The 25471-nt window shown below is 72.7% G+C and carries 24 protein-coding genes; 11 read left to right on the forward strand and 13 right to left on the reverse strand.

All coding sequences use genetic code 11. The features are described 5' to 3' along the window. Nucleotides 1-200 precede the first annotated feature (200 nt). Nucleotides 201-1019 carry an AfsR/SARP family transcriptional regulator gene (locus ABZ490_RS32470; protein ID WP_358998015.1) on the forward strand — a complete coding sequence of 273 codons (819 nt, stop codon included), beginning with the start codon at nt 201-203 and terminating at the stop codon, nt 1017-1019. Nucleotides 1020-1034: 15 nt separating this feature from the next. On the opposite strand, the gene rfbH is transcribed toward ABZ490_RS32470, so the two are convergent. After that, nucleotides 1035-2339 carry a lipopolysaccharide biosynthesis protein RfbH gene (gene rfbH / locus ABZ490_RS32475; RefSeq protein ID WP_358998018.1) on the reverse strand — a complete coding sequence of 435 codons (1305 nt, stop codon included), beginning with the start codon at nt 2337-2339 and terminating at the stop codon, nt 1035-1037. Between the two features lie 196 nt (nt 2340-2535). Between rfbH and ABZ490_RS32480 the strand changes: the two genes are divergently transcribed. After that, nucleotides 2536-3492 carry a Gfo/Idh/MocA family oxidoreductase gene (locus ABZ490_RS32480; RefSeq protein WP_358998021.1) on the forward strand — a complete coding sequence of 319 codons (957 nt, stop codon included), beginning with the start codon at nt 2536-2538 and terminating at the stop codon, nt 3490-3492. Between the two features lie 180 nt (nt 3493-3672). Here ABZ490_RS32480 and rfbB read toward each other — a convergent pair whose 3' ends face one another. From rfbB to ABZ490_RS32505, 5 genes are read right to left on the reverse strand one after another with little or no spacing between them, the layout of a single operon-like run. Next, complete coding sequence (rfbB, locus tag ABZ490_RS32485) at nt 3673-4626, reverse strand: dTDP-glucose 4,6-dehydratase (RefSeq protein WP_358998024.1); 954 nt, start codon at nt 4624-4626, stop codon at nt 3673-3675. Next, nucleotides 4614-5951, reverse strand: a complete 1338-nt coding sequence (locus ABZ490_RS32490; protein WP_358998027.1) for an activator-dependent family glycosyltransferase — start codon at nt 5949-5951, stop codon at nt 4614-4616. The genes rfbB and ABZ490_RS32490 overlap by 13 nt, the downstream gene beginning before the upstream one ends. 20 nt (nt 5952-5971) lie before the next feature. Beyond that, nucleotides 5972-7339: a P450-derived glycosyltransferase activator gene (locus ABZ490_RS32495; RefSeq protein WP_358998030.1), complete on the reverse strand. Its 1368-nt coding sequence runs from the start codon at nt 7337-7339 to the stop codon at nt 5972-5974. A 23-nt stretch (nt 7340-7362) separates the two neighbouring features. Continuing rightward, nucleotides 7363-8133, reverse strand: a complete 771-nt coding sequence (locus tag ABZ490_RS32500) for an SDR family oxidoreductase (RefSeq protein WP_358998033.1) — start codon at nt 8131-8133, stop codon at nt 7363-7365. Nucleotides 8134-8178: 45 nt separating this feature from the next. Beyond that, nucleotides 8179-8613 (reverse strand): nuclear transport factor 2 family protein, encoded by a 435-nt coding sequence (locus ABZ490_RS32505; protein ID WP_358998035.1) that lies wholly within the window; start codon nt 8611-8613, stop codon nt 8179-8181. Nucleotides 8614-8792: 179 nt separating this feature from the next. On the opposite strand from ABZ490_RS32505, the gene ABZ490_RS32510 reads away from it, so the two are divergent. Together ABZ490_RS32510 and ABZ490_RS32515 are read left to right on the forward strand one after the other, a co-directional pair. Continuing rightward, nucleotides 8793-9572, forward strand: coding sequence for a cyclase family protein (locus ABZ490_RS32510; RefSeq protein WP_358998038.1), 780 nt, complete (start codon nt 8793-8795; stop codon nt 9570-9572). Nucleotides 9573-9688: 116 nt separating this feature from the next. Continuing rightward, nucleotides 9689-10405 (forward strand): class I SAM-dependent methyltransferase, encoded by a 717-nt coding sequence (locus ABZ490_RS32515; RefSeq protein ID WP_358998041.1) that lies wholly within the window; start codon nt 9689-9691, stop codon nt 10403-10405. Nucleotides 10406-10417: 12 nt separating this feature from the next. Here the strand turns inward: ABZ490_RS32515 and rfbA are convergent, their stop codons facing one another. After that, nucleotides 10418-11293, reverse strand: coding sequence for a glucose-1-phosphate thymidylyltransferase RfbA (gene rfbA / locus ABZ490_RS32520; protein WP_358998044.1), 876 nt, complete (start codon nt 11291-11293; stop codon nt 10418-10420). 202 nt (nt 11294-11495) lie between these two features. Here rfbA and ABZ490_RS32525 point away from each other — a divergent pair, with 202 nt between their 5' ends. Then, nucleotides 11496-12605, forward strand: a complete 1110-nt coding sequence (locus tag ABZ490_RS32525; protein WP_358998046.1) for a DegT/DnrJ/EryC1/StrS family aminotransferase — start codon at nt 11496-11498, stop codon at nt 12603-12605. A 101-nt stretch (nt 12606-12706) separates the two neighbouring features. Here the strand turns inward: ABZ490_RS32525 and ABZ490_RS32530 are convergent, their stop codons facing one another. From ABZ490_RS32530 to ABZ490_RS32555, 6 genes are read right to left on the reverse strand one after another with little or no spacing between them, the layout of a single operon-like run. Then, entirely contained in the window at nt 12707-14059 is a 1353-nt protein-coding gene (locus ABZ490_RS32530; RefSeq protein WP_358998049.1) for an NDP-hexose 2,3-dehydratase family protein, read from the reverse strand. A 42-nt stretch (nt 14060-14101) separates the two neighbouring features. Further along, nucleotides 14102-15049, reverse strand: coding sequence for an NAD(P)-dependent oxidoreductase (locus tag ABZ490_RS32535; protein WP_358998052.1), 948 nt, complete (start codon nt 15047-15049; stop codon nt 14102-14104). Continuing rightward, on the reverse strand, nt 15037-15654 hold the full coding sequence (gene rfbC / locus ABZ490_RS32540; RefSeq protein ID WP_358998055.1) for a dTDP-4-dehydrorhamnose 3,5-epimerase: 618 nt from the start codon (nt 15652-15654) through the stop codon (nt 15037-15039). The genes ABZ490_RS32535 and rfbC overlap by 13 nt, the downstream gene beginning before the upstream one ends. After that, nucleotides 15655-16992 (reverse strand): activator-dependent family glycosyltransferase, encoded by a 1338-nt coding sequence (locus tag ABZ490_RS32545; protein ID WP_358998058.1) that lies wholly within the window; start codon nt 16990-16992, stop codon nt 15655-15657. A gap of 52 nt (nt 16993-17044) precedes the next feature. Then, nucleotides 17045-18397 (reverse strand): SRPBCC family protein, encoded by a 1353-nt coding sequence (locus ABZ490_RS32550; protein ID WP_358998061.1) that lies wholly within the window; start codon nt 18395-18397, stop codon nt 17045-17047. Nucleotides 18398-18445: 48 nt separating this feature from the next. Continuing rightward, a complete protein-coding gene (locus ABZ490_RS32555; protein WP_358998064.1) occupies nt 18446-19231 on the reverse strand; it encodes an SDR family NAD(P)-dependent oxidoreductase in 786 nt (261 codons plus the stop codon). A gap of 246 nt (nt 19232-19477) precedes the next feature. Between ABZ490_RS32555 and ABZ490_RS32560 the strand changes: the two genes are divergently transcribed. The 6 genes from ABZ490_RS32560 (at nt 19478) to ABZ490_RS32585 (ending at nt 25408) form a co-directional block, all read left to right on the forward strand. Next, nucleotides 19478-19861, forward strand: coding sequence for an antibiotic biosynthesis monooxygenase family protein (locus ABZ490_RS32560; RefSeq protein ID WP_358998067.1), 384 nt, complete (start codon nt 19478-19480; stop codon nt 19859-19861). Continuing rightward, nucleotides 19858-21129, forward strand: a complete 1272-nt coding sequence (locus ABZ490_RS32565; protein WP_358998070.1) for a beta-ketoacyl-[acyl-carrier-protein] synthase family protein — start codon at nt 19858-19860, stop codon at nt 21127-21129. The genes ABZ490_RS32560 and ABZ490_RS32565 overlap by 4 nt, the downstream gene beginning before the upstream one ends. Then, nucleotides 21126-22349, forward strand: a complete 1224-nt coding sequence (locus ABZ490_RS32570; RefSeq protein ID WP_358998073.1) for a ketosynthase chain-length factor — start codon at nt 21126-21128, stop codon at nt 22347-22349. Before ABZ490_RS32565 ends, ABZ490_RS32570 begins: the two co-directional genes overlap by 4 nt. Before the next feature lie 730 nt (nt 22350-23079). Beyond that, the gene (locus tag ABZ490_RS32575) at nt 23080-23358 is read left to right on the forward strand and encodes an acyl carrier protein (RefSeq protein ID WP_340376194.1); all 279 of its coding nucleotides are present in this window, start codon (nt 23080-23082) and stop codon (nt 23356-23358) included. Further along, on the forward strand, nt 23355-24416 hold the full coding sequence (locus ABZ490_RS32580; RefSeq protein WP_358998078.1) for a ketoacyl-ACP synthase III family protein: 1062 nt from the start codon (nt 23355-23357) through the stop codon (nt 24414-24416). The genes ABZ490_RS32575 and ABZ490_RS32580 overlap by 4 nt, the downstream gene beginning before the upstream one ends. Further along, nucleotides 24413-25408, forward strand: a complete 996-nt coding sequence (locus tag ABZ490_RS32585; protein ID WP_358998081.1) for an acyltransferase domain-containing protein — start codon at nt 24413-24415, stop codon at nt 25406-25408. The genes ABZ490_RS32580 and ABZ490_RS32585 overlap by 4 nt, the downstream gene beginning before the upstream one ends. Nucleotides 25409-25471: the final 63 nt, after the last annotated feature.

Consider the following 25471-nt stretch of genomic DNA (forward strand, 5'->3'; position numbering starts at 1 on the left):
GCGGGGCCCGGCGGGGGGATACCAGTGCATCGCGCACAGGGACCATATGAGGTTTACACATCTTGCGCATACGTTTCTCCTATGCCTGTCCGGGACCACGGCACTGGTTTACGGACGAAGCGGCCAGCGAGACTCCCTGAGCAAGGAGCTCTTCGCGGTGCTCCGCCGACCACATGGCCGACCACCTGGGGGAGACAGACGTGGACATATGGTTGCTGGGACCGCTGACGGCCGAGGTGCGGGGCCGCTCGATCGTGCCGACGGCCGCGAAGCCCCGCCAGATCCTCGCGCTGCTCGCGGTCCACGCCAACCGGGTCCTGCCCGTCGGGACCCTGATGGAGGAGATCTGGGGCACCGAACCGCCGCAGAGCGCGCTCGCGACCCTGCACACGTACATCCTCCAGCTGCGCCGCCAGCTCACCGCGGCCTACGGCTCCGACGGCGAGGTGTCCGCCAAGGACGTCCTCGTCACCCAGTACGGCGGCTACTGCTGGCAGGCGCCCGAGGACGCCGTCGACGTACCGCGGTACGAGCAACTGGTCGCCGCGGGACGCCTCGCCTCCGCCGAGGACCGGCACGAGAAGGCGTCGGCGCACTTCCGTGAGGCCCTGGCGCTGTGGCGCGGGTCCGCGCTGGTCGACGTGCGGATCGGGCCCGTACTGAGCATCGAGGTGGCCCGGCTGGAGGAGAGCAGGCTCGGTGTGCTGGAGCGGTGTCTGGAGGCGGATCTGAGGCTGGGACGCCACGCCGAACTGCTGGCCGAGCTGATCGAGCTGACCGGGCGCCATCCGCTGCACGAGGGCCTGCACGCCCAGTGCATGACGGCGCTGTACCGGGCGGGCCGCTCCTGGCAGGCACTCGACGTCTACCAGAGGCTGCGCCGCAGGCTCGCGGAGGAACTGGGACTCTCGCCGTCCCCGCGCCTGCAGCGCCTGCAGCAGGCGGTGCTCGCGGCGGAGCCGTGGCTGGACGTGCCCCGGTGCGGGGAGGAGGTGCTGCTCGACCGGATGATCGGCTGACCGCCCCCGGGCGGCTCAGCCGTTCTTGGCGACGAACTCGACGACGGACTCCCGCATGTAGTCGGTCATCTCCTCGGTGATGCCCGGGTACACCCCGATCCAGAAGCTCTGCTCGGTGACGATGTCGGAGTTGCGCAGGTCTCCCGCCACCCGGTGCCGGGTGCCGAGGTACGCCGGGTGCCGGGTGAGGTTGCCGCCGAACAGCCGCCGGGTGCCGATGCGCCGCTCCTCCAGGAACGCGACCAGGTCGCGCCGGGTGTACGTGGCGTCGGGCAGCACCGTGATGACGAAGCCGAACCAGCTCGGGTCACTGCCCGGCGTCGCGGTGGGCAGCAGCAGACCCGGGACGTCCGCGAGCCCGTCGCGCAGCCGCTGCCAGTTGCGCCGGCGGGCCGCGCCGAACTCCGGGAGCTTCTTCAACTGGCTCAGTGCCAGGGCCCCTTGGAGGTCGGTCGCCTTCAGGTTGTAACCGATGTGGGAGAAGATGTACTTGTGGTCGTAGCCCTTGGGCAGGTCACCGAGCTGGTAGTCGAACCGCTTGAGGCAGGTGTTGTCCTCGCCCGGCTCGCACCAGCAGTCCCGGCCCCAGTCGCGGAACGACTCGACGATCCTCGCCAGTTCGAGGTTCCTGGTCAGGACGCACCCGCCCTCGCCCGTCGTGATGTGGTGGGCGGGGTAGAAGCTGACGGTGGCGAGGTCCCCGAACGTGCCCGTCATCCGCCCCTGATAGGTCGAGCCCACCGCGTCGCAGTTGTCCTCGATCAGGAACAGCTCGTGATCGGTGGCCAGTTGCTGGATCTCCGCCACCTCGTAGGGGTTGCCGAGGGTGTGCGCGATCATGATGGCCCGGGTGCGGTCCGAGATCGCCGCCCGGACACGTTCCGCCGTCGTGTTGTAGGTGCCGAGTTCGAGGTCCACGAACACGGGCGTGAGGCCGTTCTGGAGGATCGGGTTCACCGTGGTGGGGAAACCGCCGGCCACCGTGATCACCTCGTCCCCCGGGCGCAGCCGCTGATCGCCGAGCCGGGGGGAGGTCAGCGCCGAGAGCGCCAGCAGGTTCGCCGAGGATCCGGAGTTCACCAGGTGCGCCTTGCGCACACCGATGTGACGGGCGAACCGGCTCTCGAAACGCCGGGAGTGCGCCCCGGCCGCGATCCGCAGATCCAGGGCCGCCTCCACCAGGGCGACCCGGTCCTCCTCGTCCAGGACCGCCCCCGAGGAGAGGATCGGTGTCACTCCCGGCTCGAAGTTCCCCGGCTGCTGCTGCCGGTGGTACTCGCGGACCTGCTCCAGGACCAGGGCCTTGGTGTCGGATGTCATAGCCGTCCCTCCGGTAAGGATTGCCTCGGGACCATGCTCGCGCCGCCCGGTCGAGGAGCCATGGAGTCCCCGCGGACAGCACCTGCTCCAGCGGGCTTCCAGGGGCCTTCGACCTGCCCTGGCTAGCTTGTGTCGGCGACGTATCCGACAGGTGAGGTGGCAGATGCCCGAGGACACTCCACGACCGGTACTCCGCATGGGGGTTCTGGGCTGTGCCGACATCGCGGTGCGCCGGATCCTGCCGGCGCTCGTGGAGCACCGGTCGGTGCGGCTGGTGGCGGTGGCGAGCCGGGACGGGGCGCGGAGCGAACGGCTCGCGGCCCGGTTCGGATGTGCGGCGGTGACCGGCTACCGGGCGCTGCTGGACCGGGACGACATCGACGCGGTCTATGTGCCGCTGCCGCCGGGGATGCACCACGAATGGGTCGCGGAGGCGCTGACCGCGGGCAAGCACGTCCTGGTGGAGAAGCCGCTCAGCACCACGTACGCGCAGAGCGCCGAGCTGGTGGCGATGGCCGCGCGCCTCGGTCTGGCGCTCACCGAGAACTTCATGTTCCTGCACCACTCCCAGCACGCGGCGGTACGGGAGATGGCGGGCGAGGTCGGCGAACTGAGGGTCTTCTCCAGCTCCTTCGGGGTGCCGCCGCCCCGCCCGGCGTCCTTCCGGCACGATCCGCGGCTCGGCGGCGGTGCCCTGCTGGACGTGGGCGTCTATCCGCTGCGCGCGGCCCAGCTCCACCTCTCCGGGGAACTCGACGTCCTCGGCGCCTGTCTGCGCGTCGACGAGGCCACCGGTGCCGATGTCGCGGGAAGCGCGCTGCTCTCCACCGCGAGCGGGGTGACGGCGCAGCTCGACTTCGGGTTCCAGCACTCCTACCGGTCCGTGTACGCGCTGTGGGGCAGCCGGGGCAGGATCAGCGTGCCGCGCGCGTTCACGCCGCCGCGGGAGCACCGTCCGGTGGTCCGCCTCGAACAGCAGGACCGGATCACCGAGGTGACGCTCTCCGCCGACCACCAGGTGGGCAACGCGCTCGACGCCTTCGCGACAGCGGCCCTGACGACCACCGGCCGAACGGCCCTGGGCGAAGCCCTCCTGCGCCAGGCACTCCTGGTCGAACAGGTACGCAAGGCGGCGAGAGTGGTGACGCGCTGAGCTTCGGTGGGGTGAGGGTGGTCCGGCCCCGGGCCGTATGCGGGCGGAGACCCGTCGGGGCCGTGACGTGCGCGGGCGAACACCGGGTGCCGTACGCCCCGTCCGGAGCACCCCGGCTCCCCGTTCGTGCAGCGGCACCGCCCCCCGACGGCCGGAGTCGGTCCGTCGAGGGGCGGTGGGTCAGGGCTGGGGGGACGGGTGGGCGCGGTGCCAGGTGATCAGTTCGCGTAGGCCCTCGTCCAGGGAGCGCAGCGGGCGGTAGCCCAGTTCCGTGCGGATCTTCGTGTCGTCCACCGCGTAGCGCAGGTCGTGGCCCTTGCGGTCCGGTACCCGGCGGACCCGGGACCAGTCGGCGCCGCACAACCCCAGGAGCTTGGACGTCATCTGGCGGTTGGTCAGGTGCGTGCCGCCGCCGATGTTGTAGATCTCCCCCGCACGGCCGCCGGTCAGCACCGCGTGGACGGCCCGGCAGTGGTCGTCCACGTGCAGCCACTCCCGGACGTTGCCGCCGTCCCCGTACAGCGGCACCGTCCGCCCCGCCAGCAGCTCGGTGACGAACAGCGGGATGAGCTTCTCCGGATGCTGGCGCGGCCCGTAGTTGTTGGCGCACCGCGTGATGCGTACGTCGAGCCCGTGCGTGCGCCAGTAGGACCGGGCGACGAGGTCGCTGCCCGCCTTCGACGCCGCGTAGGGCGAGTTGGGCAGCAGGGGCTCCTCCTCCGTCCAGGTGCCCTCGGCGATGGACCCGTAGACCTCGTCCGTCGAGATGTGCACGAAGGTCCCCACCCCGCAGCGCAGGCTCGCCTCCAGCAGCGCCTGGGTGCCCAGCACATTGGTGCGGACGAACTCCGCGGCCCCGGTCAGGGACCGGTCGACATGGGTCTCGGCCGCGAAGTGCACCACCGCGTCGTGCCCGGGGACCACCTCCAGGAGCGCGTCGAGGTCACGGATGTCGACGCGCCGGAAGTCCAGCCGGGGGTCGTCCAGCGGCAGATTGTCCGTGCTCCCCGCGTACGTGAGCAGGTCGACGACCGTCACCCGCTCCGGCGCGGGCCCGGGCAGGCGGCCGGCCAGCAGGGAGCGCACATAGTGGGAGCCGATGAAACCGGCGCCGCCGGTGATCAGGACGCGCATGGGGTGGACGCACCTCCGGGACGTCGGCGGACGTGGGCGCGGTGCCGGGCGGTCAGCCGCTCCAGTACGGGCACGACCTCCGCCGGGGTCGGATCGGACACGGCCTCGGCCCGCAGCCGGGCGGCGGCCGCGGCGAACGACGGCTCGTCGAGGAGCCGTACGAGCCGGCTCCGCAGCCCCTCCACCGTCACCTCGTGGGAGGGCAGATGGAGCCCGGCGCCCAGCTCCTGCTGGCGCCGCGCCCGCTCGATCGCGTCCCAGATCCAGCCCATGGCGATCTGCGGCACCCCCTCGACGAGCGCCGTCGACCAGGTCCCGGCACCGCCGTGGTGCACGATCGCCGCACAGGTCGGCAGCAGCGCGTGGAGCGGTACGTGGTCCACCAGGCGCACATTGTCCGGGACATGGGACAGCAGCGCCCGCTCCTCCGCGTCGAGCGTGGCCACCACCTCGATGTCGAGCCCCTCGATCGCCTTGAGGACCAGGTCGACGGGGACCGCGTTGGGGAACTCGGACGTCCGGGCCGTGAGCCCCAGGGTGACGCACACCCGGGGACGCGTCGGCGGAACCCTGAGCCAGTCGGGTACGACGGCGGGCACCGGCCCGTTGTAGGGGACGTAGCGCATGCCCACGGTCGGCTCGTCCGACGGCGGCCGGAAGCTGCGCGGCACCTGGTCCACCGACCATTGCCCCGTCACCGCCTCCTCGTCGAAGGGCACGCCGTACCGGCCGAGCGTCCACTGGAGCCACTGGCCGACGGAGTCCTCGGTGTGCGGTCCCCGCTCCCCGTCCCCGCCCCCGTCGGCCGGACCGGGGCCGAGCTGGGCGAGGAAGGCGCGCCGCATCGACAGGAACATGTCGGGGAAGGACAGCAGCCGCGCGTGGGCGGCGCCGGTCACCTTCGCCGCCACCGCGCCCGCGAACGTGAACGGCTCCCAGAGGATCAGGTCCGGCTCCCAGGCCCGGGCGAACGCGACGAGCTCGTCGACCATCGGATCGTCGTTGATCAGGGTGAAGAAGGTCGCGGTCATCATCGTGTCCCAGCCCTTGAGGAAGGCGGGGGTGAGCTGACCGGGGGTGTCGGGGTCCAGCGACTGGTCGGCGTGGTGGGAGAGCACGGAGTCGCCCACGCCCTTGACCATCTCGTCGAGGCCGGGGTCGGCGCCCACGGGGACGGCGGTCAGGCCGGCCGCCGTGATGCTCCCCGTCAGCGCGGGCTGGCTCGCCACCCGTACCTCGTGCCCGGCGGCCCGCAGCGCCCAGGCGAGCGGTACGGACCCGTTGAAGTGCGCGTCCAGCGCGAAGGACGTCAGCAGAACCCGCATGGCCGGTCCCTTCCCTTCCGTCACGCCGAGCCGGTCAACGTGAACCGCAGGACCCCGCCCAGGACGGGGGACCGCATCCGCCGCTGGACGCCGTCGGCCGGTGCCAGCCGGGGGTGGCGCTCGCGCAGGGTGCGTACGGCGGTCTCCGCCTGGAGCCGGGCGAACGCCCCGAACAGCGAGGTGTGCGGCCCGGACAGCGCCAACTGCCCTTGTCCGGTCGGCCGGGTGAGGTCGAAGTGGTCCGGGGCCAGGAACACCTCGGGATCCCGGTTGGCCGCGCCGACATGGACGACGACCTGGGCGCCGGCCGGGACGTCCTGGCCGGCGAGCGTGAGGTCCTCGGCGGCGATCCGGCTCTCCAGCCGCACCGGCGGCGCGTGACGCAGTGTCTCCTCCACGGCCCCGGCGGCGAGTTCGGGGTCCTCGCCGAGCAGCGCCCACTGCCGGGGGTGGGCGAGCAGCGCCTCCACGGCGTTGTTGATGAGCCCGGAGGTGAGTCCGACGCCCACCGCTGCGGTCAGCACACCGACCGCGAGGGCGTCCTCGGCGGGCGCGCCGGCCCGCAGCACCGTGCTGAGCAGATCGTCACCCGGCTCGGCCCGCCGGGCCGCGACGAGGTCGCCGACGAGGGCGCGGACGTCCTCGACCGCCTCGGTGAGCCGGCGGGTCACCACGAGCGGCTGCGGGCAGAGCGCCGCGTCGAGCGCTACCTCCAGGGCCAGGCAGGCGCGGGCGAACCGGTCGCGCTGCGCCTCGGGGACGCCGAGCAGCGCCGCGGCGGCCTCGGTGGCCACCGGGCGGGAGTAGTCCGCCATGAGGTCGAAGGAGGCGCCGAGCCCGTCGGCGGTCTCCTGGTGCAGACGGTCGGCGCTCTTGCGGTGGCCGTCCGCGGCGGCCGCGCCCAGGACCGGGGCCGCCGCCCGCTCCCAGCGCGCGTGGTCGGCGCCCGGCGCGTGGAGGAAGGCCCGGTCCAGCGGGATGATGTGGCACAGCAGCGGATTGCTCCAGGCGTCCGAGAAGACGTGCCGCTGGAGGCCCGGCAGATCGGCGTGCCGCAGGCTCAGCCGGGGATCGGCCAGGATCCCGGCGGCCACCCCGTGCCGGCCGGTGACCCAGGCTCCGGCGGCGCTCTGCCACAGCGGTGTCTCCGCCTCCCGGATCCGGCGGGCGAGCGCCACCGGGTCGTCGCTCTCCGCGCGCAGTGTGAGGGCGTACGGGTCGCCGCTGGTGCCGTAGATCCAGTGGAAGCCGCGGGCGGTCAGCAGATGACGGCCGAGTTTGCTGTCGGTCTGCGTGATCTCCTCGGCCCCCGCGCCACTTTCGGCGGTGGCCGTCGCGTCTGTGGTCGTCGCGTCGGTGGTCGTCTCGTCGGTCTCCGTGTGGGTCACGGCAGTCTCCTTCGGGGCGTGGTTCAGGTGAGGGACAGACCGCCGTCGACCGCGAGCACCGCTCCGGTCGCGTAGGCGGCGCGCGGGTCGGTGAGCTGGACGGCCCACCAGGCGATGTCCTCGGGGCGGCCGACCCGGCCGGCCGGGACGCGCGCGGCGATCTGCTGGAGGAAGCCCGCGTAGGCCTCCGGTGACATGCCGGACCGTTCACCGATACCGGTGTCGATCACGCCCGGCGCCAGGCCGAGGACCCGGATGCCGCGGGGCGCCAGTTCCACGGCCCAGGTCCGGGTGAGGAAGTCGAGCCCGGCCTTGGCGGCGCCGTAGACCCCGTTCTCCGGCCAGGCACGGCGGCCCAGCGCGCCGGCCGAGCCGATGTTCAGCACCGTGCCGCCGCCGTCGGCCGCGAGGGCGTCCAGGGCCTGCCGGGTGAGCAGCAGCGGGGCCAGGAGGTTGCCGTCGAGCTGGCCGCGGGCGGTCTCCCGCTCGGTCTCCGCGAGACCGGCGAACCCGCCGGTGGCCGCGTTGTTGACCAGGACGTCGATCCGGCCGAACGCGTCCAGCGCCGCGGCGGTGACGGCCCGGGGGGTGTCCGGATCGGTGAGGTCGGCGGTGAGGACGCCGATCCCCGGGTGGCCCTCGGCGGTCGCGGCCAGGGTGGCGGGCGTACGGCCCACGACGAGTACCCGGTCGCCGCGGTCGGCGAAGGCGCGGGCGGTGGCCCGTCCGATGCCGGTCCCGCCGCCGGTGACGATCACGCCCCGGGGCGCTGTCGGGTCCTGTGTCGCGCTCATGCCGGGGACCGTAGGACGGGCCGCTCGATTCGCGGTCGACTCCCGCTACGGCCGGTCGTCACGCGTCACCACCCTTTCCCTGACGAGGAGTTCGCCGGCCTCGCGCACCAGCACGTCCCGGCAGACGCACATCAGGTGCAGCCGGGCGGGGCCGCCCCGCGGCACGGCGATGATCGAGACCTGGCTCTCGGCGGTCAGCGCGCCGTCGTCCCCGGGGGTGACGGTGAGCATGCCGACCCAGTGGCGGTGCGTCTCGCCCGCGGCCGTGAGACTGGCGGCGGCCTGCCGGGCGCCCTCGGTGAGGGCGGGGCGGCCGCGCACCGGCTCCGGGAGCGAGGGCGGCGCGAAGGAGCCGTCCTCGGTGAAGGTGCCGGCCCAGTTCTCGGCCTCGCCCGAGTCCAGGAGCCGCATCTGCCGTGCGTAGAAGTGCTGCACCTCGGCGTAGACGTCCGCCGGGGCCGTCGGGGCCTGTGCTGCCATGCCGTGTCCCTTCCGCCGTTCCTGTCGTGGGGTCACGACGGTGGCAGCGGCTCCTCCAGGATCGGTCGAGCGCGGGGCGGGCGGGCGCGCGGGCGGCCGTCGAGCCAGGCTCCAACGCTTCTCTAGCCGTGCTGGTGAGCATGGGCTGGCTCGCAGGAATCCAGCGCCGGGAGGCTCGTGTGCGCATCATCGACCTGTCCTCGCCCGTGGACGGGGCGGGTTTTGAACCCGATCCCGTGGTGCACGACGTGCTCGGCCCGAAGGAGGCCGCCGTGCACATGAGTGAGGAGATGCGTGACCACTTCGGGATCGCGTTCGATCCGGCGGAGCTGCCGGAGGGCGAGTTCCTCTCGCTCGACCGCCTCCAGCTGACGACCCACACCGGGACGCACGTCGACGCGCCCTCGCACTACGGCACCCGCGCCTCCTACCGGGACGGTCCGCCGCGGCACATCGACGAGATGCCGCTCGACTGGTTCTTCCGGCCCGCGGTGGTGCTCGACCTGAGCGACCAGGGCACGGGAGCGGTCGGCGCCGACGTGGTGCAGCGGGAGCTGGACCGGGTCGGCCACACCCTCGCGCCCCTGGACATCGTGCTGCTGAGGACCGGCGCCGACGCGTGGTCGGGGACCCAGAAGTACTTCACGGACTTCACCGGGCTCGACGGCCCGGCCGTGCATCTGCTGCTGGACCGGGGGGTCCGGGTGATCGGCACCGACGCGTTCAGCCTGGACGCGCCCTTCGGCGACATCATCACCCGCTACCGGCGGACCGGTGACCGCTCGGTGCTGTGGCCGGCCCACATGATCGGGCGGGACCGGGAGTACTGCCAGGTCGAACGGCTGGCCGGGCTTGACCGGTTGCCGGCCGCGCACGGATTCCGGGTCGCCTGCTTCCCGGTGAAGATCGCCGGAGCGGGCGCCGGCTGGACGAGGGCGGTGGCGCTGCTCGACGAGTGAGGCGAGCGCGGTGAGTGAGGCGAGCCGCGGCGAGTGCGGCGAGTGAGACGAGTCAGGCGCACACGGCGGTCCGGCGGACGACGCGCCCACCAGGGCGGCAACGGGAGGAGACACACATGTACGGCAGGGAACTCGCGGACGTGTACGAGGCCATCTACCGCAGCCGGGGCAAGGACTGGGGGGAGGAGGCCGCGGACGTCTCCCGGCTCATCGCCGAACGCCGCCCGGGAGCCGACTCGCTGCTCGACGTCGCCTGCGGCACGGGCGCCCATCTCAGCGTGTTCGCGGCCCGGTTCGGGACCGCCGAGGGGCTGGAGATCGCGGAGCCGATGCGCCGGCTCGCCGAACAGCGGCTGCCCGGCGTCACGGTGCACGCGGGCGACATGCGCGACTTCTCCCTCGGCCGCAGGTACGCGGCGGTGACCTGCATGTTCTGCGCCATCGGCTATCTGGGGACGGTGGCCGACCTGCGGGCCGCCCTCGCGTCGATGGCCCGCCATCTGGAGCCCGGCGGCGTCCTGGTCGTCGAACCCTGGTGGTTCCCCGAGAACTTCATCGAGGGCTATGTCGCGGGTGACCTGGCCCGGGAGGAGCACCGCACCGTCGCGCGGATCTCGCACACCACCCGCAAGGGCCGGGCCACCCGCATGGAGGTCCGTTTCACCGTCGGGGACGCCGCCGGTATCCAGCAGTTCACCGAGATCGACGTACTGACCCTGTTCACCAAGGAGGAGTACGTCTCCGCGTTCACCGACGCGGGCTGTTCCGTGGAATTCCTGGAGGACGGCCCGACCGGTCGTGGGCTTTTCGTCGGTGTCCGCGCCGCGGGCTGACGGACGGCGGCGTCAGGACGACATTTCGCGGGCCACCGACATCACATAGCGGCCGTAGTCCGACTGCGCCATCTTCTCGCCGAGCCGGTGGCAGCTCTCCGCGTCGATGAATCCCATGCGCAGGGCGACCTCCTCGACACAGGCGATGCGGACGCCCTGCCGTTCTTCTAGCGTCCGCACATACTGGGTGGCCTGGAGCAGGGATTCCGGAGTCCCGGCGTCCAGCCAGGCGAAACCGCGGCCGAGGTCGACCAACCGGGCTCGGCCGCGCGCCAGGTAATTCCGGTTGACGTCGGTGATCTCCAGTTCTCCGCGCGCCGAGGGGCGGAGGTTCTTGGCAATGTCGACCACCTCGTTGTCGTACAGGTAGAGCCCGGTGATGGCGAGGTCGGAACGGGGCCGCACCGGCTTCTCCTCCAGGGAGACGAGGCGTCCCGACGCGTCGGTCTCGCCCACCCCGTACCGCTCGGGGTCCTCCACGGGGTAGCCGAACAGCACACAGCCCCGGACGTCCCGGACGTTGCTCTGGAGCAGGTCGTAGAAGTGGTAGCCGTGGAAGATGTTGTCCCCCAGGACCAGGGCCACGTCGTCGTCGCCCACGTGGTCGGCGCCGATGACGAAGGCCTCGGCCAGCCCGGCCGGCCGGTTCTGCACCGCGTAGTCGATCCGGACGCCGAGCTGGGAGCCGTCGCCGAGGAGCCGGCGGAACGGGTCCAGGTCGCGCTCGGTGCAGATCAGCAGGATCTCCCTGATGTCCGCGAGCATCAGCACCGAGAGCGGATAGTAGATCATCGGTTTGTCGCCGACCGGGAGAAGTTGCTTCGAAACGGAGACGGTTATGGGATGGAGCCTTGTTCCCGAACCGCCGGCGAGAATAATCCCCTTCATGGATATATCCCTGTCCTCGATTTCTGCTCATGCTAACGGCGGGATTCACGCGGAAGCAAGGAAGTGCAATCCCTGGTCCAGGGATGTTCGAGCGGAAATAGAGGAAAAACCGGGGTTGTGGATCGACCCGTCAATATGATGTGCTGCGAGGGGCTGGTGACGCCCTGCGGCACGGCATCAGCAATGGGAGGGAAGCGAATTAATGACCACTCTCGTATGGGACTACCGGCAGGAATACGAGAACGAACGCGCCGATATTCTGGACGCGGTGGAGACGGTCTTCAGCTCGGGCCAGCTCGTCCTCGGTGACAGTGTCCGCGGCTTCGAGCGGGAGTTCGCCGGCCATCACGGCGTGGGCCACTGCGTCGGCGTCGACAACGGCACCAACGCCATCAAGCTCGCCCTCCAGGCGCTCGGCGTCGGCCCCGGGGACGAGGTCGTCACCGTGTCCAACACCGCGGCCCCCACCGTGGTCGCCATCGACGCCGTGGGCGCCACCCCGGTGTTCGTCGACATCCGCCCGGACAGCTACCTCATGGACACCGACCAGGTGGCGTCCGTCCTCACCCCGCGGACCCGGTGCCTGCTCCCCGTCCACCTCTACGGACAGTGCGTCGACCTGGCCCCGCTGGAACGGCTCGCCGCCGAGCACGGCCTGGTCCTCGTCGAGGACTGCGCCCAGGCCCACGGCGCCCGCCGCGAGGGCCGGCTCGCCGGCACCACCGGCGACGCCTCCGCCTTCTCCTTCTACCCGACGAAGGTGCTCGGCGCGTACGGCGACGGCGGCGCCGTGCTGACCTCCCGGGACGACGCCCACCGCGCGCTGCGCCGGCTGCGCTACTACGGCATGGAGGAGCGCTACTACGTCGTCGGCACCCCGGGCCACAACGCCCGGCTTGACGAGGTGCAGGCCGAGATCCTGCGGCGCAAGCTGCGCCGGCTCGACACCTACGTCCAGGGACGCCAGGCCGTCGCCCGCCGCTACGAGGAGGGGCTCGGCGACACCGACCTGGTGCTGCCGTACACCGTCCCGGGCAACGAGCACGTGTACTACGTGTACACGGTGCGCCACCCCCGGCGCGACGACATCATCAAGGCCCTCAAGGCGTACGACATCGAACTCAACATCAGCTATCCCTGGCCGGTGCACACGATGTCCGGGTTCGCCCATCTCGGCCGCCCCACCGGCTCGCTGCCCGTCACCGAGGAACTGGCCGGCCAGATCTTCTCCCTGCCGATGTACCCGGCCCTCGCCCCGGACGTCCAGGACAAGGTGATCAGCGCGGTGCGCGACGTGCTGGACAGCCTCTGAGTCCGTGCGGCGGGCCCGGCCCGGCCCACCCCGCACCACACACCGAAGGCCCGGCGGAGGGATCCCGCCGGGCCTTCGGTGTGCGCGGGGTGCGCCGGTGCTCAGCCGGCCGGGCGGGCCGCCTCCAGACCGCGCAGACACGCCACCAGGCTCCGGGCCTGCACATTCAGGTAGTGGCTGTGCCGGAGCAGCTGCGTCAGCTGGTCCATGGTCAGCCAGCGGTAGTCGGGATGACCGGGATCCTCGGGGACATCGCTGTCCACGATCAGATAGCGGTTGCGGGCATGGAAGAAACGGCCGCCCTCCTCGGAGAGCACGGCCTCGAAACGGATCCGGTCCGGCCGGGCGGACAGCACCTCGTCGAGATGACGGGGCCGGGCGGCGGGCGGCAGCCAGCGGTAGCTCGACGGGATGCACTGCACGGTCGGCGCCAGCTCCACCACGTCCGCGGAGCCCGGCTCGGCGCGGGCGTGCATCAGCACGTGCGGCACCCCGTCGATCTCCCGGGACAGGAAGGCGATGACACCCGTGCCGCGCGGCTCGATCATCGGCTGGCGCCAGGTGCCGACCTCGCGCCCCGCGGCCGTCACGGAGACCCCGATGACGTCGAAGAAGCCCCCGCTCTCGTGCGAGTAGCCCATCTCGCTGTGCCGCCACTCGTCCAGCGCGTTCAGGGCGATCCGCTCGGTGCGCACGGTGACCAGCGAGCGGGCCCCGTTGATCCAGCTCAGCACGTCGGTCATCCGGTGCAGCGCGCCGTCCGCCCGGGCGCGGTGCGGCAGACACGCCAGTACGGTCCTCAGGTCCATGTTGATGACGTCGTCGCGCGACAGCAGCCGGTACAACTGCCCCAGCGTGAACCAGCGGAAGCCGTCGAGGACCTCCACCTCGTCGGTCGTCTCCACCGCCATGTTGCGGTTGCGCTTGCGGTAGAACCAGGCGCCCTGCTCCGACTGCCGGACGTCCGCGACCACCCGGTGCCGTGACGTGTCCCGGAAGTAGTCCAGGTACGGCACGGCCTTGCCCTTGTGGACACCGGTGTAGTTGCTGCGGGTCGCCTGCACGGTGGGGGAGAGCTGGAGCCCCCCGGGGTTGCCCGGTTCCGCCTTCGCCTGTATCAGGAGGTGCGGAACCCCGTCGAACTCCTTGATCAGGACGCCCAGGATGCCGACCTCGGGCTGGTCGATGATGGGCTGGACCCACGAGGGCACCGCCCCGGCCGGATCGTCCACCCGCAGCCCGTGGATCGTGAAGAACTTGCCGCTGCGATGCCACAGATCACCGGTCACCGGCGTCTGGTACCACTGGTCGAGCGCGGCCAGCGGCACCCGCTCGGCCGTCGTGTAGATCCGCTGCCCGAACTCGGCGAACCAGTCGTCGAATCCGGCGGGATCGGTCAGCGGGCTCTCCACGGCCCCGGCCGACCTGGCGATACGGGCCGTCACATCGGCCATCTGAACTCCTTGTCATGGATGGGGGCGGTCGTCCGGGCCGGCTCAGTCCGCGGGCGTCTCCCAGGTCGCCCGCATCGCCTCGGCGAGCGCGATCCGCGGCTTCCAGCCGAGGAGTTCGCCCGCCAGCCGGATGTCCGCGAGGGTCCAGCCGCCGCCCTTGCTGGCGACCGGTCCGTCCTCGACCCTCAGCGCCTGAGGCGGCAGCCCCGAGGCGGCCACCAGCAGATCCACCAGCTCCCGCATCGCGGAGGCCTCCCCGCGGCCGATGTTGACGACCCGTCCGGTGACCGGTGACGCCACGGCGAGGACCACGGCCTCGGCCAGGTCGCGCACATCGATGAAGTCCCGCCGGGCGTCCGCGACCCGCAGCGTCACCGGGGCGCCCACGGACGTGGCCCGCAGCCGGTCGGCGACCGCCCCGAGGAAACTGGCCCGGGTGGTGCGGGGCCCGCACACGTTCACCGCGCGCAGCACCAGCCCGTCCACCCGGCCGGCCCGGGTGGCGTCGAGCACCAGCGCGGAGCCGGCCAGCTTGGTCCTGGCGTACATCGTCGTCGGCCGGGGCTCCAGGTCCTCGCCGATGGAGCGGGGCTCGGGCACCGGCCCGTACTCGTGGATCGAGCCGACATGGACCAGCCGCGGCCGCTCCGGCATGCGGGTCAGCGCGTCCAGCAGCCGGTCGACCAGGGTGATGTGCGCGTAGTGCATCTCCTCCTCGGTCGTGCCCCAGCCGCCCGTCACATTGACCACCGCCGCCACCCGGTGCCGGGTGAACAGGCCCGCCAGCTCGTCCGGCGGGACCGCCGCCACATCCACCCCGGCGAAGACGTGCTCCGCCACCGCGGGACCGCCGCGCCGGGCGACGGCGAGCACCTCGTGCCCCTCGCGCACCAGCGCGGCGCTCACACAGCGGCCGACACAGCCGCTGGCCCCGAGCACCGCGACCCGGGACCCCGCGGCCGCCGGCCGGCCACCGCTCAGGGCCGCCACAGTGCGGCCTCGATCCGGCGGCACTTGTCGTACTCCGGCAGGCCGCCCTCCGCCCGCACCTGCGCGAGCAGCGGCGCGGCCGTGTCCCGGGCGGACAGCAGCGGCTCCACGTCCCGGGGGACCGGCAGCCCCAGCGCGGGGTCGAGCGGGGACAGGGACATCTCGTGCTGCGCCTCGTAACTCCCGGAGAGCATGTACGACATCACCGTGTCGTCCTCCAGGGCGATGAACGCGTGCCCGACCCCGACCGGGAAGTACATGGCGCCGAAGCCCTCCGGGTCCAGCACGGACGAGTCCCAGCGGCCGAACGTGGGCGAGCCGACCCGGATGTCCACCACGATGTCGATGGCCCGGCCCCGGGCGCAGTACACGTACTTGGCCACGCCCGGCGGGGTGACGGTGTAGTGGATGCCCCGGACCGTGCCGCGCCGCGACTTGCTGTGGTTGGACTGCGCGACGGGGAAGAGCGGATGCCCGAGGGCCTCCACGAACGCCGGCTCCTGGTACGGGGAGGTGAACAGCCCGCGGTCGTCCTCGAAGACGGGCGGCGTGAAGGCGTACGCGCCCTGCACGGCGAGCTCGCGGAACTTCACGGCGGAGGCCATCTACCGCTCCCCTCGAACGGCACCGGCACCGGCATCCGCACCGGTGGCCCGGGCCCCGCGGTGTTCCTCGACGAGTTTCTCCAGCAGCGGGACGATGTCGTTGGGGCTCGGCGTCCCCACCATCTCCCGGCGGATCCGCGCGCAGTTCTCCGCGAACGACGGCTCCTCCAGCAGCCGAAGCACCTGGTCGCGCACGTCCTGGGCGGTGTAGTGGTCGACGTCGTGCAGGTACAGCCCCGCGCCGAACTTCTCCAGCTGCTTCGCCTTGTGGATGGTGTCCCAGACCATGTCGGGCACGATCAGCTGGGGGACGCCGTGCGCCAGCGCGGTCTGGAAGGTCCCGGAGCCGCCGTGGTGGATGATCGCGGAGCAGGTCGGCAGCAGCGCGTTCAGCGGGACGAAGTCGACGGCCCTGACGTTGTCCGGCAGCCGGGTCCCGGCGAGCTGCTTGGCGTTGAGGGTGGCGACCACCTCGACGTCCAGCTCCGCCAGCGCCGCGACCAGCTCACCGACCGAGGCCCGGTCGCCGTCCAGCACCTCACGGTGGGCCACCCCCAGCGTCAGACAGACCCGGGGCTTCTTCGGCGGCTCGTGCAGCCAGTCCGGTACGACGGCCTGCCCGTTGTAGGGGACGTACCGCAGCGGGACGAACGGCTGCCGCACCGGGAACCGCATCGACGGCGGCACCGGGTCGATCGTCCACTGACCGACCGCGACCTCCTCCGCGAACTCCGCGCCGTAGCGGCCGAGCGTCCAGGTCAGCCACTCGCGCAGCGGATCGTCGCGCTGCTCCGGCAGCCGCTCCGCCTGGAGGTCCAGGAAGGTCTCCCGCATCCTCCCCAGCAGATCCAGCCCGAACAGCAGCCGGGCGTGGGCGGCACCGGTCACCCGCGCGGCCACCGGGCCCGCGAACGACAGCGTGTCCCAGACGACCAGGTCGGGCCGCCACTCACGGCTGAACGCGACCAGGTCGTCGATCATGCGCTCCGGGCAGGAGTTCTGGAAGGCCATCGCCGTCATCGAGGTGAACACACCGAGGACGTGGTCCCAGGTCAGCATCTCGGGACGGGTCTCCGTCATGTCCATCCCGGCTTCCGCCTGGCTCTCCATGATCTCGGCGTCCTCGCCCAGACCCTCGTTGACCCGCTGCATCTGCTCCTCCAGGAGCAGCGGCTCACCGACGCAGACGGCGGTCAGCCCGGTACGGGTGATGTCCTCCGCCAGATCCGGCTGGCTGGCGATCCGGACCTCGTGGCCGGCGGTCTGGAGGGCCCAGGCCAGCGGAACCTGGGCATGCATGTGGGACTTCGCGGCGAACGTGGTGAACAGGACCTTCATCGATCTCCCTTTTCGCGAGTGGTGGGGCCGGCGCTGTCCGGGGCGGCGGGCTTCACTGCCCGTCGTGGCCGACGTACCGGTGGCGCACCAGCCAGCCGTCCCCGTCGGCGACGAGGACGTCCTGGCACGACGTGCTCAGCCGGAGCACGGGGGCGGAGCCCGCCGCGGTCGACACGACCAGGGCGTCGTAGCCCGTGCGCACCGAACCGTCCGGGAAGCGCCAGGCCGCCGGCAGGCCCAGCCAGTGCCGGCGCACCGTGCCGGCCGGCGCCGCGGGCCGCTCCCGCACGGCCGCGGCGATCGCCGCCCGGCCGCGCACCGGCTCGGTGAACGAGCTCTGGTCGAAGACCCCGTCCTCGGTGAAGGTGTCCGCCCAGGCATCCCCCTCGCCCGCGTCGAGGAGCCGCATCTGCCGTGCGTAGAACTGCTGGACGGAGGCGTACTCGGCGGGCGGCACCGGCTCGGTACGGGCCCGCCGCTCCGCGTGCTCCTTCGCGTGCCGCAGGGTGATCGTGCTGTTGCCGCCGAGCACGTCCCGGACGAAGGCGCGGGCGTCGGCGGTGGTCGCGGAGGCGCCGAGGACCTGGGTGACGGCGGCGGCGTTGACGACCACGGTGTGCCGGGAGACGGCCACACAGCCGGACGGGGCCTCCCGCACCGTCCACTCCCCGGTGTGCACCGACATCAGGGCCGGTGTCTGCAACTGCTTGTACGTGATCCGCCCGTCCGGCAGGCAGATCCGCACCGAGGCCGTGGTGTGCGTCGAACCGTCGGGGGTGCGGGTGTCCATCTCCAGGTGCTGGACGTCGGGCGTGTCCTCCTTCAGCAGCACCCGCGCCACATGCGGCAGCCGCTCCTGCCACCGTCCCGCGTCGTGCAGGAAGTCCCGCACCTCCTGGGCCGGGGCGTCGATCCGCACCGCGTCCTCGAAGGTGTACGGCGCCTCGTCGGTGCCGGCGCGCAGCGCGGCGGACTCCAGCGCCGCCAGCTCGGCCCCGCTGTTGCGGTCGATCGCCTCCAGGATCCAGCCGACGTTGCGCTCCAGGTCGCCGACGGCCTCGAAGTCGTGCAGCAGCCGCACCCGGCTGCCGCCGTCGGGCAGCGCCTCGATGATCCACTCCCCGCCCATCGCGGCGACGGGATCCTGGGAGACCTCCTGGCGGAACCGGATCCGCAGCCCCGCGCGGTCCAGGGTGCGCCGCGAGGTCCAGGACTTCACCTCGCCGTTGGCGGTGGCCCAGATCCGCAGCCGCTCCTCGTCGCCGGACCGCTCCAGGCACTCCACGTGCAGACTCGGCGGAAAGACGTGCGGCCAGTCCTCCGCCCGCTCCACCAGGCCGAAGACGGCCTCGGGTGCGGCGGCCACCGTGACCGTGTGCTCGGTCGTGTGCACCTCGTACGCCATGCTGATCCCCTCTGTCCGCCCGTGGCCGCGCAACGCCCGGGCCCGCTGTCAGTAGTTGCCGAGCCCGCCGCACACGTTCATCGCCTGGGCGGTGATCGACGCGGCCGTGGCGGAGAGCAGATAGCCGACGAGCCCGGCGACCTCGTCCGGCGTGGAGTAGCGGCCGAGGGGGATCTTCGCCTCGAACCGTTCCAGCACCTCGTCCTCGGTGATGTCCCAGGCGCCGGCGTAGCCCTGGCGCACCCGCTCGGCCATCGGTGTCTCGACATAGCCCGGGCAGACGGCGTTCACGGTGATGCCCGTCTTCGCCAGCTCCAGGCCCAGGGCCTTGGTGAAGCCGACCACGCCGTGCTTGGACGCCGAGTACGGCGCGCCCAGCGCCACGCCCTGCTTGCCGCCCGTCGAGGCGATGTTGACGATCCGTCCGGCCCCGCGCTCCAGCATCCCGCCGGTCGTCAGTACCTCGCGGGTCATCCGGAAGACGCTGTTGAGGTTGGTCTCGATCACATCGAGCCACAGCTCGTCGGGGATCTGCGCGGTGTGGCCGCCGCCGCTGCGGCCGGCGTTGTTCACCAGCGCGTCCACGGGGCCGAACCGGTCCCTGGCCTCCTGGACGAAGGCACGCACCCGCTCGGTGTCGCGCACGTCGCAGGCGGTGCCGTCGACGTCGAGCCCCGCCTCGCGCAGCTCCTTGACCGTGTGGGCGACCCGGTCGCCGTCGCGGGCGCAGAGGAAGACCCGCGCACCGCCCTCGGCCAGACTGCGGGCCACGGCGAGACCGATCCCGCTGGTCGCACCGGTGACGACGGCGACGCGTGCTGCTGCTGGCGACATGAAGGCTCCTCGGCGGTCCCCGCGGTGGGCTGTCGGACGACTGCGAGGGTGTCAGCGGCCGCTCGAAATGCGCTCGACCCCCGGCCCGGTCCGGGCTCCAGCGGCCTTCCACCCGGCTGCGAGACCGGACACGCAGCGTGGAACGACACGAACGACCGCACGATGTCAAGCGGGGCCGGGTTGCACGAACGAGCCAGAGACCGACCTGGCGACCCGGGACAACACCGGGCTACGAGGAGGCCATTGATGACGCATCAGGAGCCGGATGCCAAGGAGGCCGGCGCCGTCACCTTCGTGAACACCTTCACCGTGCACGCCGAACCCGAGGTGTTCGAGAGGGAGTTCGCGAGGACGTCCGAGTTCATGGCACGGCAGCCGGGCTTCGTCCGGCACACGCTCTGCCGGCACACCGAGCGGCCCGGCCAGTACGTCAACGTCGCCGAGTGGCAGGACGCCGCCTCGTTCCGCGCGGCCGTCTCGCACCCCGACTTCACCCCGCACGCCGGTGCGCTGCGCGCCCTGAGCGAGAGCCGGCCGGAACTGTACCGGGCCCGGCTGCGCCGCGACGGCGACGCCGCGCCCGAGGGCCCCGGGCTCGACGGGACGGCCGATCCGGGGGAGGACGTATGACGGCCCGACGGGTGGTCGTCACCGGACTGGGCGTGGTCGCCCCGGGCGGTATCGGCACCAAGGCGTTCTGGGAACGCATCGTCTCCGGTGTCTCCGCGACCCGGACCATCACGGCCTTCGACCCGGCGCCGTTCCGCTCCCGGATGGCCGCCGAGTGCGACTTCGACGGGGCCCGCTTCGGACTGTCGGCCCGGGACACCGCGCGGCTGGACCGCGCCACCCAGTTCGCCCTGGTCGCCACCCGCGAGGCACTGGCCGACAGCGGCGTGGAGATCGACGACACCAACGCGCACCGGACCGGCGTCAGCCTCGGCTCCGCCGTGGGGTGCACCCAGAAGCTGGAGGAGGAGTACGTCGCGCGCAGCGACGGCGGGCAGCAGTGGCTCGTCGACCACGCGGCGGGCACCCCGTACCTGTACGACTACTTCGTGCCCAGCTCCATGGCGGCGGAAGTGGCCTGGGAGGCCGGCGCGGAGGGGCCCGCCGCACTCATCTCGGCGGGCTGCACCTCCGGCCTCGACTCCCTGGGGCACGCCGTCGAACTCATCAGGGAGGGCAGCGCCGACATCATGATCGCCGGAGGCAGCGACGCCCCCATCGCGCCGATCACCGTCGCCTGCTTCGACGCCATCAAGGCGACCTCGCCGCGCAACGACACCCCGGGCCACGCCTCGCGGCCCTTCGACCGGACCCGCAGCGGCTTCGTCCTCGGCGAGGGCGCCGCCGTCCTCGTCCTGGAGGAGCGGGAGTCCGCCCTGCGGCGCGGGGCGGACGTCTACGCCGAGATCGCCGGCTTCGCCGCGCGCGCCAACGCCCACCACATGACCGGACTGCGCCCCGACGGACGGGAGATGGCCGCCGCCATCACCGGCGCGCTCGACGACGCCCGGATCGACCGCGAGTCCGTGGGCTACGTCAACGCGCACGGCACGGCCACCCGGCAGAACGACATCCACGAGACGGCCGCGATCAAACACAGCCTGGGCGAGCACGCCCACCGGGTCCCGGTCAGCTCCATCAAGGCCGTCATCGGCCACTCGCTCGGCGCCGTCGGCTCCATCGAGGCCGCCGCCTCCGCCCTGGTGATCCGCCACGGGGTACTGCCGCCCACGGCGGGACTGTACGAGCCGGACCCCCAACTCGACCTGGACTACGTGCCGTTGACCGCACGCGACCAACGCACCGACACCGTGCTGACGGTGGGCAGCGGCTTCGGCGGCTTCCAGAGCGCGATGGTCCTCACGGCCGCGGAAGGGAGGCGCCCATGACCGCCACGGCCGTGGTCACCGGAGTCGGCGTGCTCGCGCCCAACGGGATCGGGGCGCGGGAGTACTGGTCGGCGACCCTGCGCGGGGAGAGCGGCATCGGCCGCATCACCCGCTTCGACCCCTCCTCCTACCCCTCCCGGCTGGCCGGCGAGGTCACCGGGTTCTCGGTGCGTGAACACATCCCCAGCCGTCTCGTCCCGCAGACCGACCGCACCACCCAGTTCGCCCTGGCGGGCTCCGACTGGGCGCTCGCGGACTCCGGGCTGACCGCCGACAGCCTGCCCGCGGACGAGCGCGGGGTCGTCACCGCCAGCGCCTCCGGCGGATTCGAGTTCGGCCAGCGCGAACTGGGCCACCTGTGGGGCAAGGACCCCAAGCACGTCAGCGCGTACATGTCCTTCGCCTGGTTCTACGCGGTCAACTCGGGCCAGGTATCCATCCGGCACGATCTGCGCGGCCCCACCGGAGTCGTCGTCACCGACCAGGCGGGCGGTCTCGACGCGGTCGCCCAGGCCCGGCGCCGGATCCGCGCCGGCACCCCGCTCATGCTGACGGGCGGGATGGACGCCTCGCTGTGTCCGTACGGCTTCGCCGCGCAGATCTCCGCCGGCATCCTCAGCGCGAGCGAGGACCCGGCCCGCGCCTACCTGCCCTTCGACGCCGCGGCCGACGGGCATGTGCCGGGCGAGGGCGGGGCGATGCTGACCCTGGAGGACGCGGAGCGGGCCCGGGAGCGCGGCGCCCGCAGCTACGGCGAGATCAGCGGGTACGCCGCCACGTTCGACCCCCGCCCCGGTTCGGGCCGGCCCGCCAACCTGGAGCGGGCCGTGCGCGGCGCGCTGGCCGACGCGGGCCTGCGGGCCGAGGACATCGCCTTCGTCCTCGCGGACGGCGCGGGTGAACCGGAGGCCGACCGGGTCGAGGCGCAGGCCCTGACCGCGGTCTTCGGGCCCGGGGGCGTGCCGGTCACGGTCCCCAAGACCATGACGGGACGCCTCTATGCGGGCGCCGCACCGCTCGACCTCGTCACGGCCCTGTTCGCCCTGCGGGACGGCGTCGTCCCGCCGACCGTCCATGTCGACCGTCCCGCGACGGACCACGCCATCGACCTGGTGACCGGCGCCCCCCGTCCCGTCGACGGGGACGCCGCGCTCGTCCTGGCCCGGGGACGCGGCGGATTCAACAGCGCGATGGTCGTACGCCGCCCACCGACGACCTGAGCCGAGCCCCGGACCGTCTCGCTCCACCTGGCCGCCCTGCTCCACCTGACCGTCTCGCTTCACCTGGCCGAGCTGCTTCACCTGGTCGAGCTGCTTCACCTGGCCGTCCCGATCGACCTGCGGGTCTGGCTCCACCTGGCCGTCCCGCTTCACCTGGCCGTCCCGATCGACCCGCGGGTCTCGCTTCACCTGGCCGTTTCGAGTCATCCGGCTGTCTCAATCCATCCGGCCGTCCTGAGTCATCCGGCCGTCCTGAGTCATCCGGCCGTCCTGGGTCATCCGGCCGTCCTGGGTCATCCGGCCGTCCTGGGTCATCCGGCCGTCCTGATCCACCCGACCGTCCTGGTCCACCCGCACGTCTCGATCCACCGCGCGTGTCGACCGGCCCGCGTCCGATCCAGCGGGCGTCTGATCCTCGGCGCGTCCGACCTGCCGAGCGTCTGATGCACGGTCCGTCCAATCCAGCGCGCGTCTGATCCACGGCGCGTCTGATCCACGGCGCGTCTGATCCACGGCGCGTCTGATCCACGGCCCGTCTGATCCACGGCCCGTCCCGATCCACCGCGCGTCCCGATCCACCGCGCGTCCGATTCACCGCGCGTCCGATCCACACCGCGTGTGATCCACACCGCGATCGATCCACGACCGATGCACCACCCGTCAGCCCGTCCGGCCGCACCCTACGCGGCCGGCCCCACCGCGGCCCACGGGGTCGCCCCTTGGAGATGTCATGTCCGCTTTCACCATGGAAGACCTGTTCCGGATCATGCGGGAGTGCGCAGGCGAGGAGGAGGCCGTCGACCTGTCGAGCGCCGCCGCGGACCAGGAGTTCGCCGTGCTCGGCTACGACTCGCTGGCCCTCATGGAGGCGATCAGCAGGGTGGAGCGCGGCTTCGGGGTCGAGCTGCCCGAGGACACCCTCGGCGAGGCGCTGACCCCGGCGGCGTTCGTCGACGCCGTCAACGCCGCGCTCGCCGACCGCACGCCCGCGGTGGAGGCCGCCGGATGACCGAGGCGGACCTCCGGATCGCGGGGTGCGCGGCCTGGCTGCCGCCCCGTACCCCGGTCGCGGACGCCGTCGCCGCCGGGCGGTGCGACGAGGCCCTGGCCACGACGACCGGCATGGTGTCGGTGGCCGTGGCCGAGGACGAGCCGGCACCGGAGATGGCGGCCCGCGCCGCCCGCACCGCCCTCGGGCGTTCCGGCTCGGACGAGGTCTCGCTGATCCTGCACGCCAGTTTCTTCTACCAGGGACACGACCTGTGGGCGCCCGCCTCGTACGTCCAGCGCACCGCCGTCGGCAACCAGTGCCCCGCGATCGAGGTCGGCCAGGTCTCCAACGGTGGCATGGCCGCGCTCGGGCTCGCCCTCGATCATCTGCGGGCCGGCCCGGCGTCCGGCGAGGCGGACCGACGCGTGCTGGTCACGACGGGGGACGCCTTCCGCCCGCCCGGGTTCGACCGCTGGCGCAGCGACTCGGGCACCTTCTACGGCGACGGCGGCACCGCCCTCGTCCTGTCCGCGGGGGAGGGCTTCGCCCGGATCCGGGGCCTGGCCACCGTCTCCGTACCGGAGCTGGAGGGCATGCACCGCGGTGACGACCCCTTCGGCAGCGCCCCGTTCAGCCACCGGCCGGTCGTGGACCTGGACGCCTGCAAGAAGGACTTCCTGGCCACCCACCGGGTGACCCAGGTGATCGCGGCGAGCGGGGCCGCGCAGGACGCCGCCGTCGAGCGGGCCCTCGCCGAGGCCGGTGTCGCCCTCGCCGACGTCGACCGGTTCGTCCTGCCCCACCTGGGCCGCAAGCGGCTGCGCGCGGGCTATCTCGCCCGCTTCGGGATCGCGGAGGAGCGCACCACCTGGGACTGGAGCCGAGGGGTCGGGCACCTCGGCGCCGGGGACCAGATCGCCGGGTTCGATCATCTGGCCGGCTCGGGGAGCCTGGGCGCCGGGGACCTGGTCGTGCTGATGGGCGTGGGCGCGGGGTTCACCTACTCCTGCGCGGTCGTCGAAATGCTGGAACGGCCCGCCTGGGCCGACCCGACCCACACGGGGGACGCCGTATGACCGCCGCCGTACGGCCGCTGCCCGTCGCCCTGCTGCTGCCGGGCCAGGGCTCCCAGCACCCGCGGATGGCGGCGGGGCTCTACGGGCACGAGCCCGTGTTCACTGCGGCCATGGACGCGTTCTTCGACGCGGCGGGCCCCGAGGGCGGTCCGCTGCGCGAGGACTGGCTCACCGAGCGGCCCGCCACGGACCTGGACCACGTCACCCGCTCCCAGCCGCTGCTCTTCGCCGTCGACCACGCGCTGGGGCGGGTTGCGCTGAGCCGGGGCGTGCGCCCGGCGGCCCTGCTGGGGCACAGCATCGGGGAGCTGGCCGCGGCCACCCTGGCCGGGGTGTTCGGTGTACGGGACGCCACCGGCCTGGTCCTCGACCGGGTACGGCGGCTGGCCGGGGCCCCGCCCGGCGGCATGCTCGCGGTCGCCGCGTCCACGGCGGAGGTGACGCCGTATCTGAGCGGGGACGTCGTGGTCGGCGCGGTCAACGCCCCGCGCCAGACCGTGCTGGCCGGCCCCGACGGCCCGCTGGACAAGGTCGACCGCACCCTGCGCGAGGCCGGGTTCACCTGCCGTCGGGTGCCGTCGCTCAGCGCCTTCCACAGCCCGCTGCTCGAACCCGCCTGCCGGGGTGCGGCCGCACGCTTCGCCGCGGTGGACCGCAGCACACCGTCCCTGCCGGTCCACTCCGCCTACACCGGCGCCCCGTTGACGGAGTCCGACATCGACGACCCCGCCTTCTGGGCGCGCCAGCCGGTGGCCCCGGTGCTCTTCTGGCCCGCGCTGGAAGGGCTGTTGGCGACCGGTGACCATCTGCTGGTGGAGGTGGGACCGGGGCAGGGCCTGTCCCAGGTGGCCCGCCGGCACCCGGCCGTCCGGCGCGGGACCAGCGAGGTGATTTCCCTGCTCCCGGCCCGCCCCGGCCCCCCGGAGGCGGACCGGACGGCACTGGACTCCGCGATGGCCCGCCTGACGGAGGCGGGCCACCCGACCGCCTGACCCTGAGCGCACACGACCGACGCCCCGCCCCCGTGAACACAGCGGGGCGGGGCGTCGGGCGCG

The sequence above is a fragment of the Streptomyces sp. NPDC005811 genome (genome assembly GCF_040630405.1).
Classification (GTDB): domain Bacteria; phylum Actinomycetota; class Actinomycetes; order Streptomycetales; family Streptomycetaceae; genus Streptomyces.